Origin of the sequence: Streptomyces sp. NRRL S-646, from assembly GCF_000720765.1 — a bacterium.
GTDB lineage: Bacteria > Actinomycetota > Actinomycetes > Streptomycetales > Streptomycetaceae > Streptomyces.
In genome coordinates this window covers 283,473-299,888 of record NZ_JODC01000009.1, presented here as the reverse complement: position 1 = coordinate 299,888, position 16,416 = coordinate 283,473, and the positions used below count along the sequence as shown (strand labels likewise).

General features: G+C 68.4%; 13 protein-coding genes. 6 read left to right on the top strand and 7 right to left on the bottom strand.

Going from position 1 to position 16,416, the window contains the following annotated elements; all coding sequences use genetic code 11:
* Position 1: 1 nt before the first annotated feature.
* From IH68_RS0124720 to IH68_RS0124700, 5 genes are all read left to right on the top strand, one after another.
* A complete protein-coding gene (locus IH68_RS0124720) occupies positions 2–514 on the top strand; it encodes a protein jag (RefSeq protein ID WP_030938947.1) in 513 nt (170 codons plus the stop codon).
* Positions 515–634: 120 nt separating this feature from the next.
* Positions 635–1,351 carry a 16S rRNA (guanine(527)-N(7))-methyltransferase RsmG gene (gene rsmG / locus IH68_RS0124715; protein ID WP_030938944.1) on the top strand — a complete coding sequence of 239 codons (717 nt, stop codon included), beginning with the start codon at positions 635–637 and terminating at the stop codon, positions 1,349–1,351.
* Between the two features lie 301 nt (positions 1,352–1,652).
* Entirely contained in the window at positions 1,653–2,726 is a 1,074-nt protein-coding gene (locus IH68_RS0124710; RefSeq protein WP_078912588.1) for a ParA family protein, read from the top strand.
* Positions 2,723–3,823, top strand: a complete 1,101-nt coding sequence (locus IH68_RS0124705; RefSeq protein WP_030938937.1) for a ParB/RepB/Spo0J family partition protein — start codon at positions 2,723–2,725, stop codon at positions 3,821–3,823. The genes IH68_RS0124710 and IH68_RS0124705 overlap by 4 nt, the downstream gene beginning before the upstream one ends.
* Positions 3,824–4,153: 330 nt before the next feature.
* Positions 4,154–4,771: a GNAT family N-acetyltransferase gene (locus IH68_RS0124700; RefSeq protein ID WP_030938934.1), complete on the top strand. Its 618-nt coding sequence runs from the start codon at positions 4,154–4,156 to the stop codon at positions 4,769–4,771.
* A 95-nt stretch (positions 4,772–4,866) separates the two neighbouring features.
* Here IH68_RS0124700 and trxA read toward each other — a convergent pair whose 3' ends face one another.
* The 7 genes from trxA to IH68_RS0124665 form a co-directional block, all read right to left on the bottom strand.
* On the bottom strand, positions 4,867–5,199 hold the full coding sequence (trxA, locus tag IH68_RS0124695; protein ID WP_003991504.1) for a thioredoxin: 333 nt from the start codon (positions 5,197–5,199) through the stop codon (positions 4,867–4,869).
* Positions 5,200–5,240: 41 nt separating this feature from the next.
* Positions 5,241–6,209, bottom strand: a complete 969-nt coding sequence (trxB, locus tag IH68_RS0124690) for a thioredoxin-disulfide reductase (RefSeq protein WP_030938930.1) — start codon at positions 6,207–6,209, stop codon at positions 5,241–5,243.
* Between the two features lie 168 nt (positions 6,210–6,377).
* Positions 6,378–7,295 carry an anti-sigma factor family protein gene (locus tag IH68_RS0124685; protein WP_030938927.1) on the bottom strand — a complete coding sequence of 306 codons (918 nt, stop codon included), beginning with the start codon at positions 7,293–7,295 and terminating at the stop codon, positions 6,378–6,380.
* Positions 7,292–8,029 (bottom strand): RNA polymerase sigma factor SigM, encoded by a 738-nt coding sequence (gene sigM / locus IH68_RS0124680; RefSeq protein WP_030938924.1) that lies wholly within the window; start codon positions 8,027–8,029, stop codon positions 7,292–7,294. Before sigM ends, IH68_RS0124685 begins: the two co-directional genes overlap by 4 nt.
* Before the next feature lie 25 nt (positions 8,030–8,054).
* Positions 8,055–9,773 (bottom strand): protein kinase family protein, encoded by a 1,719-nt coding sequence (locus tag IH68_RS0124675; RefSeq protein WP_030938921.1) that lies wholly within the window; start codon positions 9,771–9,773, stop codon positions 8,055–8,057.
* 138 nt (positions 9,774–9,911) lie between these two features.
* The gene (gene murJ / locus IH68_RS0124670; protein WP_030938918.1) at positions 9,912–12,197 is read right to left on the bottom strand and encodes a murein biosynthesis integral membrane protein MurJ; all 2,286 of its coding nucleotides are present in this window, start codon (positions 12,195–12,197) and stop codon (positions 9,912–9,914) included.
* 44 nt (positions 12,198–12,241) lie between these two features.
* The gene (locus IH68_RS0124665) at positions 12,242–14,632 is read right to left on the bottom strand and encodes a DUF6049 family protein (RefSeq protein ID WP_030938916.1); all 2,391 of its coding nucleotides are present in this window, start codon (positions 14,630–14,632) and stop codon (positions 12,242–12,244) included.
* 260 nt (positions 14,633–14,892) lie between these two features.
* Between IH68_RS0124665 and IH68_RS0124660 the strand changes: the two genes are divergently transcribed.
* Positions 14,893–16,335, top strand: a complete 1,443-nt coding sequence (locus IH68_RS0124660) for a CCA tRNA nucleotidyltransferase (protein WP_030938913.1) — start codon at positions 14,893–14,895, stop codon at positions 16,333–16,335.
* Positions 16,336–16,416: the final 81 nt, after the last annotated feature.

Sequence of the window (16,416 nt, the reverse complement as noted above, 5' to 3'; positions counted from 1 at the left end):
CGTGACGGAAGGCACCACCTCCGCCGCTGCCGAAGGTGCAGACACCCTTACCCGCCTGGAGCAGGAGGGCGAGATCGCGGCGGACTACCTCGAGGGTCTGCTGGACATCGCCGATCTCGACGGCGACATCGACATGGACGTCGAGGCCGACCGCGCCGCTGTCTCGATCATCAGTGACGCGGGCAGCCGCGACCTGCAGAAGCTGGTCGGCCGTGACGGTGAGGTGCTTGAGGCGCTGCAGGAGCTCACGCGCCTGGCCGTGCACCGGGAGACCGGTGACCGCAGCCGGCTGATGCTGGACATCAGCGGCTACCGCGCAAAGAAGCGCGCCGAGCTTTCCGAGCTGGGTGCGAAGGCGGCCGCCGAGGTCAGGAGCAGCGGCGAGCCCGTGAAGATGAAGCCGATGACGCCGTTCGAGCGCAAGGTCGTGCACGACGCCGTCAAGGCTGCGGGCCTGCGCAGCGAGTCCGAGGGCGAGGAGCCGCAGCGCTTCGTCGTTGTGCTCCCGGCCTGATCGGTCCGTACGTTCCTCCGGCCCCGTCTGTAGCGCAGGCGGGGCCGAGCTTTGTCAGCCTGATAGTTCTGGTGGTCTCGGCGCTCGGTGCGCTGATGCGGTACGGAAGGACGGTCCCCCGTGACGGAGGCAGCGGAGCTTCCCCCTGCGCCCGAGCAGGCGCGCGCGGTGTTCGGCGATCGCTTCGCGGACGCGGTCCGCTATGCGGAGCTGCTCGCTGAGGCGGGTGTTCAGCGCGGTCTGATCGGCCCACGCGAAGTGCCGCGTCTGTGGGAGCGGCACATTCTGAACTGCGCCGTGCTCTCGGAGGTCGTGCCCGAGGGCGTGACGGTGTGCGATGTCGGCTCGGGTGCCGGCCTGCCGGGCATTCCTCTGGCGCTCGTTCGCGAGGACCTGAAGATCACGCTGCTGGAACCTCTGCTGCGGCGTACGAACTTCCTCACCGAGGTCGTGGAGCTGCTCGGCCTGGACCATGTGACGGTCGTCCGCGGCCGTGCCGAGGAGGTCATGGGCAAGGTGCCGTCGGTGCATGTGGTGACGGCACGGGCCGTGGCTCCGCTGGACCGGCTGGCCACGTGGGGCATTCCGCTGCTGCGGCCGTACGGGGAGATGCTTGCGCTCAAGGGCGATACCGCTGAGGAGGAACTCAAGAGCGCGGCCACGGCGCTCAGCAAGCTCGGTGCCGTGGAGACGTCCATCCTGCATGTGGGTGAAGGGGTGGTGGACCCTCTGTCCACGGTCGTGCGGGTCGAGGTCGGGGAGAGCCCCGGCGGTGTGCGCTTCGCGGCGAAGAAGGCCAAGGCTGCACGAGCGGGGCGGGCACGTCGGCGCCGCTGATCCGGCCTGACGACGAGACGTACTCCACACAAGCTGCCAAACCTACGCACGCCGGAGTGTCGCGACAGTTCGGCCACCGCTGCTGTGCATCGTGTTTCACGTGAAACGTCGCTCACTGCTGCACGGCATCATCAGCCGCGGCCGCGCCGCTGCCGAACCCCGCGACCGTAAGCCTCTCGGTTCACTCGGAGAGGCATCCGTATCCGACGAGAATCGGTCCCCCGTGAGGGGGGCCACGTTGTCCACAGAGGTGGATTTCTCCACAGAACAACAGGCCTCACTGGTTCGCGACCCCGAAGACATGGGAGGCTCTGTTCATTGCGAGCCTGAAGTCGAGGAGAGTGAATCCTTGCGGTCCGACGCCAACATCGCGGGACCGATGACCGATCCGGTCCCCGGTCCCCGTACCGAGTCGATGGGGGACGATGTTTCACGTGAAACACCGCCCCCGATGGACGACACTCCGATCGGTCGTGCTGCCCAACTGGCGGTTGAGGCTCTGGGCCGCGCAGGCGAGGGCCTGCCACGGCCCGAGCAGACACGCGTCATGGTGGTCGCCAACCAGAAGGGCGGTGTCGGCAAGACGACGACCACGGTCAATCTTGCTGCCTCCCTGGCCCTGCACGGCGGCCGCGTCCTGGTGATCGACCTCGACCCTCAGGGCAACGCATCGACTGCGCTGGGGATCGACCATCACGCCGAAGTCCCGTCCATCTACGACGTCCTGGTCGAGAGCAAGCCTCTGGCGGAGGTCGTCCAGCCGGTCCCCGATGTCGAGGGTCTCTTCTGCGCCCCCGCCACGATCGATCTCGCCGGTGCGGAGATCGAGCTGGTGTCCCTGGTGGCACGGGAGAGCCGGCTGCAGCGAGCCATCCAGGCCTATGAGCAGCCGCTGGACTACATCCTGATTGACTGTCCTCCTTCGCTCGGCCTGTTGACGGTCAACGCGCTGGTGGCCGGCGCGGAGGTCCTCATCCCCATCCAGTGCGAGTACTACGCGCTGGAGGGCCTGGGGCAGCTGCTGCGCAACGTCGACCTGGTGCGGGGGCACCTCAACCCCACACTGCATGTATCGACGATCCTGCTCACCATGTACGACGGTCGGACGCGCCTCGCGTCCCAGGTCGCGGACGAGGTACGCAGCCACTTCGGCGACGAGGTGCTGCGGACGAGCATTCCCCGCTCTGTCCGCATCTCCGAGGCGCCGAGCTATGGACAGACAGTGCTGACGTACGATCCGGGATCGAGTGGTGCGCTGTCCTATCTTGAGGCGGCGCGAGAAATCGCGCTGAAGGGTGTGGGCGTGTCATACGACGCCCCGCATGCTCATATCGGCGCCCAGAGTGATCCAAGCATGGTGGAGGGGATTCAGTGAGCGAGCGACGGAGGGGTTTGGGCCGTGGTCTCGGCGCGTTGATCCCTGCTGCCCCGACGGAGAAGACGCCGGCGCCGGCCGCGATGGGGGGCGCTGGTTCTGCGTCGCCGTCGGCGGTCCCGGTGCTGACCACCGACCGGGGAGTGGCCGCGGCGAAGGTGACCACGCTGCCGCCTGTTTCACATGAAACCGAGGAGCCGTCGTTGAACGGCGTCGCGGAGGCGCCTGCGTCTCCTGTGGGCGCCCACTTCGCGGAGCTCCCTCTCGACTCCATCACGCCGAACCCGCGCCAGCCGCGTGAGGTCTTCGACGAGGACGCGCTGCAGGAACTCGTCACCTCCATCAAGGAGGTGGGCCTCCTCCAGCCGGTTGTCGTACGGCAGTTGGGCCCCGCCCGCTACGAGCTCATCATGGGTGAGCGGCGCTGGCGGGCCTGCCGTGAGGCCGGCCTGGAGGCGATCCCGGCGATCGTGCGGGCCACGGAGGACGAGAAGCTTCTCCTGGATGCCCTTCTGGAGAACCTGCATCGGGCGCAGCTGAATCCGCTGGAAGAGGCCGCTGCCTACGACCAGCTTCTGAAGGACTTCAACTGCACGCACGACCAGCTGGCCGACCGGATCGGGCGTTCCCGTCCCCAGGTCTCCAACACGCTGCGTCTGCTGAAGCTCTCGCCGGCGGTCCAGCGCCGGGTGGCTGCAGGGGTTCTGTCCGCGGGTCATGCCAGGGCGCTGCTGTCCGTCGAGGACTCGGAGGAGCAGGACCGGCTGGCCCACCGGATCGTGGCCGAGGGACTGTCCGTGCGAGCCGTCGAGGAGATCGTGACCCTGATGGGGTCGCGGCCGCAGACGGCCCAGCGGTCGAAGGGCCCTCGGGCCGGTGCCCGGGTATCTCCGGCGCTGACCGACCTCGCGACCCGTCTCTCGGACCGTTTCGAGACACGGGTGAAGGTCGACCTGGGGCAGAAGAAGGGCAAGATCACGGTCGAGTTCGCCTCCATGGAGGACCTCGAGCGGATCCTCAGCAGCCTCGCTCCGGGCGAGGGACCGGTCCTGCAGAAGAGTCTCCTGGAGGACGATTCCGAGGACCTCGAGGCTTAGACAGCCTGTGGTCGACAGGGCGGTTTCGCTCGGTAGGCCGACAGAGTGGGCCGTGTCCGGTGTGTACCGGAACACGGCCCGCTCTTTTGCTTTCAGGCGGTATCGATGGAATCGCTTCGTGGATACGATGCGTTCGGGTATGGCGCATCCACCTGGCAGTACCTCTGAGAGGGAGGCAGGGGCCATGCGAACGATGAGCCGCACCGGACTGGTGAGCGCAGGTCTCGGAGTGGGCGCGGTCGGCGGCTTCGTCGGCAGCCTGCTGAGGGAACGGAGCGCTCTGACAGCCGCTCGCGACGCTGCGGACGAAGGAAGCGAGGAACAGGCTTCATGGGGCGTCGGCTCGTACCGCTCACGCTGGACAACCTTCAGGACCTTCCCAAGCGCTGTCGCGCGTGTGTCTTCTGGGAGTTGGACCCAGTCAGCGGTGAGGCCGCGGTAAAAGCGGGCACGTCCGCCCTGGAGAAGGAAGCATGGATTTCTGCGGTCCTGCTGGACTGGGGGTCCTGCGGCCGGGTCGTCTACGTCGACGATGTACCGGTGGGCTTCGTCCTGTATGCACCTCCGGCCTACGTTCCGCGCTCCACGGCCTTCCCCACGAGTCCCGTCTCGCCTGACGCGGTACAGCTGATGACCTCGTTCATCATGCCGGGCTATCAGGGGCAGGGGCTCGGGAGGGTCATGGTCCAGACGGTCGCCAAGGATCTGCTGCGACGGGGCTTCAAAGCAATCGAGGCTTTCGGGGACGCACGGTGGAAGGAACCCGCATGCGTCCTGCCGGCTGACCATCTTCTGGCCGTGGGCTTCAAGACGGTCCGGCCCCACCCGACTTACCCCCGTCTGAGGCTGGAGCTGCGGACGACGCTCTCCTGGAAGGAAGACGTGGAGATGGCGCTCGACCGGCTGCTGGGGGCTGTGCAGAAGGAGCCGGTGCTGAGGCCGCTGTGAGAAGCGTCCGGACAAGCGAATGGGCCGACCCCTTCGGGGTTGGCCCATTCGTGTTTCACGTGAAACATCCACCGTCGACTCGACGGCTTTGCCGACTACTCGGCGATGAAGTCCTCGAGGTCGCGGACGATCGCGGCCTTCGGCTTCGCACCGACGATGGTCTTGGCGACCTCGCCACCCTGGTAGACGTTCAGCGTCGGGATGGACATGACGCCGTACTTGGCGGCCGTACCCGGGTTCTCATCGATGTTGAGCTTGACGACCTCGATCTTGTCGCCGTACTCGGCGGCAATCGCCTCGAGAGACGGCGCGATCTGGCGGCACGGGCCGCACCAGGCGGCCCAGAAGTCCACCAGTACGGGCTTGTCGCTCTTGAGGACGTCCTGCTCGAAGGAGTCGTCGGTCACATTCTTCAGGGTGCCGGCCACGGCGGGCTCCTTAACTGGTTGGTGCGCGGGGCGGATGGAGGTCAGACAGAGGTCTTCTCGGGCTCGGCCTGCTCCTCGTCCGCAAGCGCGGCGAGGAAGCGCTCGGCGTCGAGCGCGGCGGAGCAGCCGGTACCGGCGGCGGTGATCGCCTGGCGGTAGGTGTGGTCGACCACGTCACCGGCGGCGAAGACACCGGTCAGGTTGGTGCGGGTCGAAGGAGCGGCGACCTTGAGGTAGCCCTCCTCGTCGAGGTCGAGCTGGCCCTTGAAGAGTTCGGTGCGCGGGTCGTGGCCGATCGCGATGAACAGGCCGGTGACCGCCAAGTCCGAGATCTCGCCGGTCTTGAGGTTGCGCAGCTTCAGACCCAAGAGCTTGGGGTCGCCCTCGATCTCGGCGACCTCGCTGTCCCACACGAACTTGATCTTCGGGTCGGCGAAGGCACGCTCCTGCATCGCCTTGGAGGCGCGCAGGGTGTCCCGGCGGTGGACGATCGTCACGGACTTGGCGAAGCGGGAGAGGAAGGTTGCCTCCTCCATCGCGGTGTCGCCGCCGCCGATCACGGCGATGTCCTGGTCCTTGAAGAAGAAGCCGTCACAGGTGGCACACCAGGAGACACCGCGTCCGGAGAGGGCGTCCTCGTTCGGCAGGCCGAGCTTGCGGTGCTGGGAGCCGGTGGTGACGATGACGGCCTTTGCCTTGTGCACGGTGCCTGCGGTGTCGGTGACCGTCTTGACCTCACCTGACAGATCGACGGAGACGACGTCGTCCGGTACGAGCTCGGCACCGAAGCGCTCGGCCTGGGCGCGCATGTTGTCCATGAGCTCGGGGCCCATGATGCCGTCCCGGAAGCCGGGGAAGTTCTCCACGTCGGTGGTGTTCATCAGCGCGCCACCGGCGGTGACGGCGCCCTCGAACACGAGCGGCTTCAGCGACGCGCGCGCGGTGTAGAGCGCCGCCGTGTAGCCGGCGGGCCCGGAGCCGATGATGATCACGTTACGGACGTCGCTCACGGCTTGTTTCCTCGTCTCTGGACTGCGTCGTCGGACCGGGGGAGCCTCTCTCAGCGCTCTCACCCCACCCAACGGATCCTAAGGGGCGCGCATTCCCACTGTGTCCGGGCACACGGAGACGCGACACGGTACGGGATACCACGCACGACGGTGACGAAGCGTGTGCGTTCAGGGACGGGTGTAGGAGTGCGTCAGGAGAACCTTCGCCTTGACGGTGGAAGCATGACTCACGCAGCTCGCATCCACGATGTATGCGGTCACCTTGGTGCTGGCCGAGGCGTCCGACATGACCACGAGCAAGACGTCCGTCCTCTTGTAGGTCCCCGGCTTCGCCGCGAGCGCCGGGTCGGTGCGACCGATGCCATTGCGGACGCAGTCCGGGACCGTGGGCGCCTTGAAGACCTTGGGCTGGTTGGTGCCGCCCTCCACACCGAGACTGTGCGGAGCATGGGAGCCGCTGTCCGGACTCTGGCTCTTGAGGAGACCGGTGACCTGGTCCTCCAGCTTGGCCTCCGAGAAGGTGTCCTCGGTGGCGGACTTCCGGCCCTGAGCCTCGGAAGCGGGCGGTTTCCCGTCGTTCAGCGATGTCAGCAGGACCGAACCGAAGCCCAGTGCGGCGACTGTGAAGACGGTGCCCAGGATGGCGACCCTGCGGCGGCCGCCCTTCTTCCGCTGTTTGCGGCCCGGTCCGGTGGTGGCGGCACGGGAATGTCCCGCAGGACGGTCTGCCGTTGCCGATGTTTCACGTGAAACACGCGCGCTGTCACCGGCGTCGTCCGTGGAACGGGAAGCGCCGACGAGCTCCGGGGCGTCCATGACCTCGGGTGCCGTCGCGTTCAGCAGTGCCTCGGCCGCGAGAGCGGCATCGATCCGGCCTGCGACAGCGGCGGGCATGCGTGTCGGGCCCGGCACTGAACCGAGCAGCCCTCGGATCTCCTCCAGCGATGTGTAGACGTCCGCGCAGAGCTCACACTCGTCCAGGTGCCGTCGTACGTCGGCAGTCCGGGACGGCGGAAGCAGGCCCTCGGTGAGGTCGGAGATTTCGGCGACGTCCGGGTGTCCGGCCATGTCCGTCGTGGAAGTCACGCTCGCCCACCTCCGCCCTTCACAGCAGCTGAATCGCTTGGCCCGGTATCCGGCCCTGTATCGCGTGGACCGGCAGTCGGTGGTCCCGCTGCCGGTGGGACGGATGTCCCCTGGGTCCGGTTCCGCCCCTCGCCCGTTTCCTTGCGGCCACCGGTGTTTTCCGGCCGTAGATGGGTGAGGAGCGGCAGGAGTCTGGCTCTGCCGCGGGCGCAGCGGCTCTTCACCGTGCCGGTCGGGACGTCGAGCACGCGGGCGGCTTCGGCGACCGGGTACCCCTGCATGTCCACAAGGACGAGGGCGGCGCGTTGGTCGGGCGGCAAGGTGCCGAGTGCCTCCAACAGCTGCCGGTGCAGATCATTGCGTTCCGCGGGAGCGGATGCCTCCTCGTGCGGCTCCAGCAGTTGCTCCAGCCGCTCGGTGTCGTCGACCGGGGAGGTCTTGCGCGAGGCAGCCTTACGGGCGCGGTCGAGGCAGGCGTTCACCGTGATCCTGTGCAGCCACGTCGTGACGGCCGACTGCCCCCGGAAGGTGTGGGCGGCCCGGTAGGCGGACACAAGGGCGTCCTGAACGGCGTCAGCGGCCTCCTCGCGGTCCCCCAGCGTCCGCAGGGCCACCGCCCACAGACGGTCGCGGTGACGCCGCACAAGCTCGCCGAAGGCCTCCGGGTCGCCCTCTACATGGCGGGCCAGGAGGTCCTGATCGCTTGCGTCGCCGTATGCGGTGTCATCTGCCATCGGACCCCCTCCCCGGGATGCGGTCTCAGCCGGTGAACTTCAGGTCCGTCACAGCCTGCTTGTAGCCCGGATCGCTGTACGAGTCCCCCGGCGCGTACGGCAGCGCCGTGAACCACACCAGTACGTACCGGCTCTTGACCGGCTTGGCGACTGTCACCTTTGCAGACGTGCCGGACGTCGTCGTGGATCCCAATTTCGTCATCGAAGTCAGCGGAACCGACGAGCTCATGGAGTCCGTCGCGTAGAGCGTGACCGTCGTGTGGTTGCCGCCGAAGAGGAGCCCTATCGAAGCGGCGGAGACCTCCTGCTCCGAGCCGAAGTCGTAGACGATGCCGACGCCGGGCTTGAAGGCCGGGTTCATGTCCGGGCCGTCCTTGTAGCTGGCGGTACGCCAGTACGTGGAACTCTTGTTGTCGTACGTCTTGTCGACGTCGTTGGGGTGCTGGGCGTCACCCTTGGCGACGTACTCCTGGGCGCTCTGGATCTGGAGGGTCTTGACCGGTTTGGTCTTGTCGCCGCCCTTGTCGCCCCCGTCCGTCGTCTGCGTGTTGTTGGTGTCGTCGGACTTGCCGCCGTTGTCCATGAGCGCGTCCGCGAGCTGCCAGCTGCCCAGGCCCAGGGCGGCGATGAGGAGCGCCGAGACGGCCCACTTCAGCGCCTTGCCCGTGCGGCTCTGCAGCGGGGCCGGAGGCGCCGGCACCGGCTGGGTGGCGCCGGGGTGCGGTGCCGGGCGGCCGTACGTGCCCTGCTGGTACGTCGTGCGCTGGTACTCCGGCGGCGCGGTGAACGCGGGCTCCGGCGGGCGGATGCGGGGCATCTCGCCGATCGCCTTCACCAACTCCTCCGGCGTGGTGCACGGGGATTCGTGACGCGAGGCGGTCGCCCCGTCGTTGACGAGTGCGCGCATGGACAGCTCGGACAGGCCGCGGTGGACACCGGCCCGCACCTGGTCGGGTGCGATCAGACCGACGTCCTTGGGCAGCCCCGACAGACCGTACGCGTCGTTCTCGTACGGCCAGCGCTGGGTGAGCCCCGCGTACAGGAGCGCGCCGACGGACTCCGTGTCGGTGCGCTGCGGGGTCTCGGAACTGATGCCGCGCAGCGCGGCGTTCACGGCAAGGCCGCGGATGCGCCACTGGCCGCTGGAGGTACGCAGCACGGCGTTGGGGTTCAGCCGCAGATGGGCCAGACCCTCGCGGTGCGCTGCGGCCATTGCTGAGGCGATCTGACTGGCCATCTGGTAGGCGTCGTGCGGCTCCAGCGGCCCGGAGGCGAGCAGCGTGGTCAGCTCCACGGCGTCGGGCAGCCACTCGTGGACGACGTAGACGAGGTCGTTCTCCTCGACGGCGTCCAGCACCTGCACGAAGCGGGGATCACCGAGCAGCGCCGAGGAACGGGCCGCGGCCAGCACCGAACGCGCCCGTGAATGATCCGCGGGCAGGATGTGGACGCCGACGGCGCGGCGTAGTTTCTCGTCCACGGCACGCCAACTGCTGAATCCGTCCAGACGGGTGACGCACTCCTCAAGCCGGTACCGTCTGGCGAGTTTGTGGCCGCTGTGCAGCTCCGGCGGTGAGGCCTTTCCGGGACCCTCGGTCCCGCCACTCCCCTGTGCCTCGTCGATCTCCGTGTCCCGCTCCCGGTTCTGGGCCACCCCGTCGGCCGTGGACTGGTCCGCCTCTGCGGTCAGCGGTTCGTCGCCGCTGTCTGCCACGTCGACGGCAGCCGTGCTCCGCTCCGCCACCGTCGTTCCTGCCTCCCCATTCAATGCGCGCCGACCAACATCCGTGCGCGCTGTCCGACGCCGAAACCAATTGTGCCCACAGTCCGCCGCTATGCACGACACACGGTGGCGGACGATGGTTGTGCGCGTACCCCCGCGTCAGCGCCCCAGACGCCCGCGGACCATGCCGACCAGTGAGTTCAGCTCCTCGATGCGCATCTTGCGGGCAGCGAGGAAGAAGATCCCGAGCAGGACCGCACCGCCGGCCAGCAGGGCCGCGAGAGATCCGACGACGCCCTGTCCGAGCGTATGGCCGATCTCGTAGCAGGCCGCGCCGCTGAGGGCCGCTGCGGGCACCGAGGCGATGCAGAGCCTGGCGTACGTCCGCAGGACGCGGGCGCCGTCCAGGTCGCCGCCAAGCCGCTTGCGCAGCCGGTTCCAGGCGACGCCGACGCCGATCGCGTAGGCGAGGCCGTAGGAGGCGGCCATGCCGGCCACGGCCCAGCGGGGTGGCAGGACGACGTAACACAGCGCCGAGGCGCCCGCGTTGACCGCGGCCACGATGACCGTGTTGTAGAAGGGCGTCCGGGTGTCCTCGTAGGCGTAGAACGCGCGCAGCACGACGTACTGCACGGAGTACGGGATCAGGCCGAGGGCGAACGCCATCAGCATGAAGCCCATGTTGGTGGCCTCGCTGATGCCGGAGGAGCCGAAGATCAGCGTGCACATCGGGATGCCGAGGGCGAGGAAACCGAAGGCGATCGGCACGATGGCGACGGCCGTGGTGCGCAGGCCCTGGGAGATGTCGTCGCGGACGGCGCCGCCGTCGTCCTCCGCCGCCGAGCGCGAGATGCGCGGCAGCAGGGCGGCCATCAGGGAGACGGTGATGATGGCTTGCGGCAGTCCCCAGATCAGCTGGGCGTTGGCGTAGGCGGCGAAGCCGGTGCCGTCGACGGGTGAGGCCTTGCCGGCCGAGGTGGACAGCTGCGAGACGACGATCGCGCCGGCCTGGTTGGCGAGGACGAACAGGACGGTCCACTTGGCGAGCGTCACGGCCTTGCCGAGGCCGTGGCCCCTCCAGTCGAACCGCAGCCGCAGCCGGAACCCGGTCTCGCGCAGATACGGGATCATCGCCAGCGCCTGGACGACGAGGCCGAGCAGAACACCGATGCCGAGGAGCCGCTGGCCCTCCGGGGGGATGGTCGTGACCTTCATGCCGGAGTCGGCCGCGGTGCCGTACACCCACATGAACATGCCGAGCGTCACGATGATGACGATGTTGTTCAGGACCGGCGTCCACATCATGGCGCCGAACTTTCCGCGGGCGTTGAGGATCTGCCCCATCACCACGTGGACGCCCATGAAGAAGATCGAGGGCAGGAAGTAGCGGACGAAGGTGATGCCGACCTCGTTGGCCGCCGGATCGCTGGCCACCGAGTCCGACAGCAGGCGGATCAGGAGCGGCGCGCCGAGGACCGCGAGGACCGTGAGGGCGCCCAGCGCCACCATGACGAGGGTCAGCAGGCGGTTGGCGTAGGCCTCGCCGCCGTCCTCGTCCTCCTTCATGGCGCGCACGAGCTGCGGCACGAACACCGAGTTGAGGCCGCCGCCGACGGTCAGGATGTAGATCATCGTGGGCAGCTGGTAGGCGACCTGGAAGGTGTCACCGAGCAGCCCGACGCCGAGCGCCGAGACGATCAGTGCGGAGCGGATGAAGCCGGTGAGGCGGGAGACCATCGTGCCCGCCGCCATCACGGCGCTCGACTTGAGCAGGCCTCCGCCGCGCCCGGCCTTCTTCGCCGGGGCCACCGGAGCTGCTGGTGGCGCCGCAGCCGCGGGCGGCGTGGTGCCGAGGTTCATGGTCTGGTCGGCCGCGGGCGTGGGCGCCGCCGGATCCTGGTACTGCGAGGTCGGCGACGACGCACCCGGCGCGGCCGCCGGGCCGGGCACCGACGGGGGATCCGACGCGGGGTATCCGCCGTTCTGCTGCTGGTCCCGGAAGAGATGCGCGAAGGCGTCCGGCTCGTGGCGCTCCTCACCGGCCCGGGTGACCAGGTCGTCGACGCCCACGTACTGGGTCGTGCGGGGGTCGTCGCCGTACGGCAGGTACTGGCTCGGGGCGTCCGGTTCCGGCGCCGGGGTCTGGGCCCAGACACGGGAGTCGGGGGCGTACGGGGACTGAGGCGGCTGGGCATACAGCGGTTGCTGCGGCTGGTAGGTACCGGGGGGCGGCGGAGGGTGCGCGGCGCGGTCGTAGAGGGCCTCGGCGACCGGGTCCTGCGCGGAGAGATCCTGTGCCCGGTAGGGGTCCTGGTCGTAGGCGTCCTGGAGGTACATGTCCGCGGGGGGCTGCGGCGGTACCTGGCCGTGCTCGGGCTGCGGGCCCTCGGCGGGGCCCGAGCTGCCCGCAGCCTGGCCGCGGTCACCGTCGTACGGCGCGTTCATGGTTACCCCACCTCATCGTCCCGGGCCCACCGGCCACGACATCCTCAACGGTCCACTCTCTCACCCGTGCCGGACGGGTCGGTGCTTTCCGGTGCGGTGTCCGGTGTCGGGTCACTCGGCTGCTCAGGGTCGTCTGCCCGGGCGTCGGTGCCGGACTCCTCCTTGAGACGGTCTTCAGGGCCCTCAGGGTTCTTCGGTCCCTCGGCGGGCTCGCCGGCCTCGTCGGGACCGTCCTCCTCGGCCTCACGGGCGGCCGCTCGCTTGCGCTGCGTGTACATGCGGAAGCCGGCGAGGACCAGCAGGAGGAAGCCGCCGCCGATGACCAGCATCACGGTGGCCGTGAACTCGGTGACCTTGACGTCGAAGGTGACGGCGTTGCCGTATTCCTGGCCGTCCTCCGTGTACAGCTGGGCGACCACCGTCGCCTGGCCGTTGGCCTTGGCCGTCGTGGTGAACTTCACCGTCTGGCTGTGACCGCCGGACACCGTGACGGCTTGCTCCTGGTAGGCATGGCCGCCGATCTGGAGGCGGGTGGGGCTCGTCGAGGTGAGGCGCAGCGTCAGGTGCTGGACACCCTGCACCAGATTGTTCTGGACGGTCACGGGGATGGTGGCGCTGCGTCCGGAGAGCTTGGTGTCGGACTTGTCGATCAGTTTGACCTGGCTGGTCAGATCGGTGAGGTGGTTGTCCACGTCGTCGCGGAAGCTCGCCGCGGCGGCCGCGCTGCCCCGCCACGACGTGGACATCCCGCGGTTCATGGCGCGCCCGAAGGGGGTCACCACACGGGACTCGTCGCTGAGGATCACCTTGAAGTTGTCGAGTTTGTCCTGCGTTGTCGCGATCTCCTCGAAGGCCGAGCGCGGCAGCTCCTGCTTGCGCAGCGAGGAGGGATACGCGGACGTCGACGGCACCCTCGTCGTGGCACCCGGGTCCGGCTTGGCCTTGGCGGCCGATGTGAGCTTCTGGGCCTCGGACCAGTTGCCGCCCTGGAGGGCCGCCAGCGCGTCGGCCATGGCCTGGGCCTGGTGCGGTGTCGGCATGCGCTGCGGAGCAACGACGATGCTGCGCTGCTTGTTCGTCTGGAGGTTGAGCTCCAGGCTCTGGGCAAGGAACTGCTGCACGGCGAGGGTGCCGTCAGAGGCCGTCGTGAGGTCGCCCTGGAACGCCTGCGACAGACGGGCGTCCGCGACCACCGCCGTGGTGCCGCCGCCGATGGGACGTGCTGCGGAGGGGGTGTAGGGCAGACCGCCGGTCTCCTGGAGGCTGTCGCTGCGCGCGATGACCTGGTCGGCGCCGGCGGAGGTGGCGACCTTCACGATCGACGGGTCGACGGCGCCGTCCACGGGCCAGGCGAAGTCCGTGCTCGGTTTCACGTGGAGGATGGGCTCCACCGTGTTGGCGACGACGTCGGTGGCCTCCTTGAGGTGGCTCAGCGAACCGGTCACGCTCGTGCCGTTGTGAGCGAGGGAGGCCAGGTCCGGGTCGGCGAAGGGCAGCGCGACGACCTCCTTGTCGGCCACTGCCTTCTGCAACTCGGCGAGCCACTGCTTGGCGACCGCCTGGTGCGTGCCCGCCGTGGTCGTGTTGTTGGCGGCCCTGACCCGATAGCTGCGGGTCATCGCGTCGACCGAGGCCAGCAGGTCCGGGTCGATCACCCACGTGATGTCGAGGCTCTCGCCCAGGGACAGCATCTCGTCCAGGCGGCCGCCCGGGGAGATCTCCTTGGCGAGATCGTCATTGAGGAAGACCGGTGTCTGCTGCTCGTTCGACCCTGTCTCCGCCGTCATGTGGACGGTGGAGACCAGCGGCCACAGAAACGTCGTCTTCGTCTTGGTGCCGGCCTCGTCCGGCTGCCAGGGCAGGAAGGTCCGCTGGACGCCGAGGACCTTGCTCCACGGCTGCGCCGGCGTCTGGCCGGACAGCGATACGGCGAACTGGTAGACCCCGTCGTCTCCGAGGTCCAGCTTGTCGACCGGCACGGTGATGCTGAAGGGCTCGGCGACCCCCGGAGTGAGCTTGGGGAACTTCTCGACGTACTTGCCGCCGATCTCCGAGCCGGTCGCGCCCTGGACGCTGCCACTGTCGTTGGCGATGTCCTCGATGGCCGAGCGAGTATTCAGCTCAGGGCCCACGTGCAGTCCCACATGGGCGCCGGTGACCGTCTGCTTGCCGTTGTTGGTCACGGTGCCCGACACGGTGAGCGTGTCGCCGTCCGTGGGGACACCGGGGCTGAGCGAGTCGAGGGCGACGGCCACCGAGCCCGAACCTGAGGCGGCCTGCAAGGAAGCCTGCCCAGCCGCGTTCGCGGAAGCCGCGGAGGGCAGCTGGAGGAGGCCGGCCAGCAGAGGCGCCCCTGCGAGCAGTGCTCCGGTGCGCCGCAGCCACCGGTGGGCAGGTGAGGGATTCGTCCCCTGGAAGTCTGCCGCCTCGGCCACGCGTTTCGCCCGTCCCTCGTCGTCGTCAGTGGTCGTCGGAATGTGCGTCCACGCATGGTAACGATGCGCGCTGAGGGGAAGTGCCGCGGACTGCCGCACAAGATCGGGGAGCAGGGTCGACCTGTCCTGTATGTGCATGTATAAAGACGGGCGCCACCTGTATGCCTCCAGGGCAGCGTTTACGCCTGTATCTGCGGTGGTGTCCGTGGGCCCTTAATGGAGGCGCTTGCGGTCGCCCGGGCCACGTACCCTCTTCTGTTGTGCCGAACGCCAACGAAGCCCACCTCAGTGCCCTGAGCCAGGAGCCGCACCGCGTGCCGAGTGAATCGCTGCGGGTGGATCCTGTCGCCGACGACCTCGCCCGCCGTTTCCAGGACGCCGGGTTCTCCCTCGCCCTGGTCGGAGGCTCGGTCCGGGACGCGCTGCTCGGCCGGCTCGGCAACGACCTCGACTTCACGACCGACGCACGTCCCGAGGACGTCCTCAAGATCGTCCGTCCGTGGGCGGATGCCGTGTGGGAGGTCGGTATCGCCTTCGGCACGGTCGGCGCCCAGAAGAACGGCTACCAGATCGAGGTGACCACGTTCCGGTCGGAGGCCTACGACCGGACCTCGCGCAAGCCCGAGGTGGCTTACGGCGACTCCATCGAGGAAGACCTCGTCCGGCGTGACTTCACCGTCAACGCGATGGCCCTCGCGCTCCCTGAGAAGAAGTTCATCGACCCGCACGGCGGACGGGACGACCTCGCTGCGCGTGTGCTGCGTACCCCGGGCACTCCCGAGGCGTCCTTCTCCGACGATCCGCTGCGGATGATGCGGGCCGCACGCTTTGCTGCGCAGCTCGACTTCGAGGTGGCTCCCGAGGTCGTGACGGCCATGAAGGAGATGGCCGGCCGTATCGAGATCGTCTCGGCCGAGCGGGTACGGGACGAGCTGAACAAGCTGATCCTGTCCGCGAACCCGCGCAAGGGCCTGACGCTGTTGGTCGAGACCGGTCTCGCGGACCATGTGCTGCCCGAGCTCCCGGCCCTGCGGCTGGAGCGTGACGAGCACCACCGGCACAAGGACGTGTACGAGCACACGCTGATCGTCCTGGAGCAGGCGATCGCGCTGGAGGATAACGGCCCCGACCTGACTCTCCGCCTGGCCGCGCTGCTGCACGACATCGGCAAGCCGCGCACCCGCCGCTTCGAGCAGGACGGTCGGGTCTCGTTCCACCACCACGAGGTGGTCGGCGCGAAGATGACCAAGAAGCGCATGATGGCTCTCAAGTACTCCAACGAGCTGGTGAAGGACGTCTCACGTCTGGTCGAACTCCACCTGCGCTTCCACGGCTACGGGACTGGCGAGTGGACGGACTCGGCGGTCCGCCGCTACGTCCGCGACGCCGGCCCCCTCCTCGACCGCCTCCACAAGCTGACCCGCTCGGACTGCACGACGCGGAACAAGCGCAAGGCGGCGGCGCTGTCGCGGGCGTACGACGGTCTGGAGGAGCGCATCGCCCAGCTCCAGGAGCAGGAGGAGCTGGACGCGATCCGTCCCGACCTCGACGGCAACCAGATCATGGAGATCCTGGGCATCGGCCCGGGACCGGCCATCGGTCAGGCGTACAAGTTCCTGCTGGAGCTGCGGCTGGAGAACGGGCCGATGGAACATGGTGAGGCGGTGGCGGCCCTCAAGGAATGGTGGGCCGAGCAGAGCTGAGGCTGTGAAACGGGGTCATGTTTCACGTGAAACATGACCCGGGATACGCGTCGGGGGCGGTGTTTCACGTGAAACACCGCC

What these genes read in the sequence shown, in the direction of transcription:
- IH68_RS0124710 (WP_078912588.1), top strand. Translation starts at nt 1,653, where the DNA reads ATGGGAGGCTCTGTTCATTGCGAGCCTGAAGTCGAGGAGAGTGAATCC.
- IH68_RS0124700 (WP_030938934.1), top strand. Translation starts at nt 4,154, where the DNA reads ATGGGGCGTCGGCTCGTACCGCTCACGCTGGACAACCTTCAGGACCTT.
- murJ (WP_030938918.1), bottom strand. Translation starts at nt 12,197, where the DNA reads ATGAACGCGCCGTACGACGGTGACCGCGGCCAGGCTGCGGGCAGCTCG.
- sigM (WP_030938924.1), bottom strand. Translation starts at nt 8,029, where the DNA reads ATGGCAGATGACACCGCATACGGCGACGCAAGCGATCAGGACCTCCTG.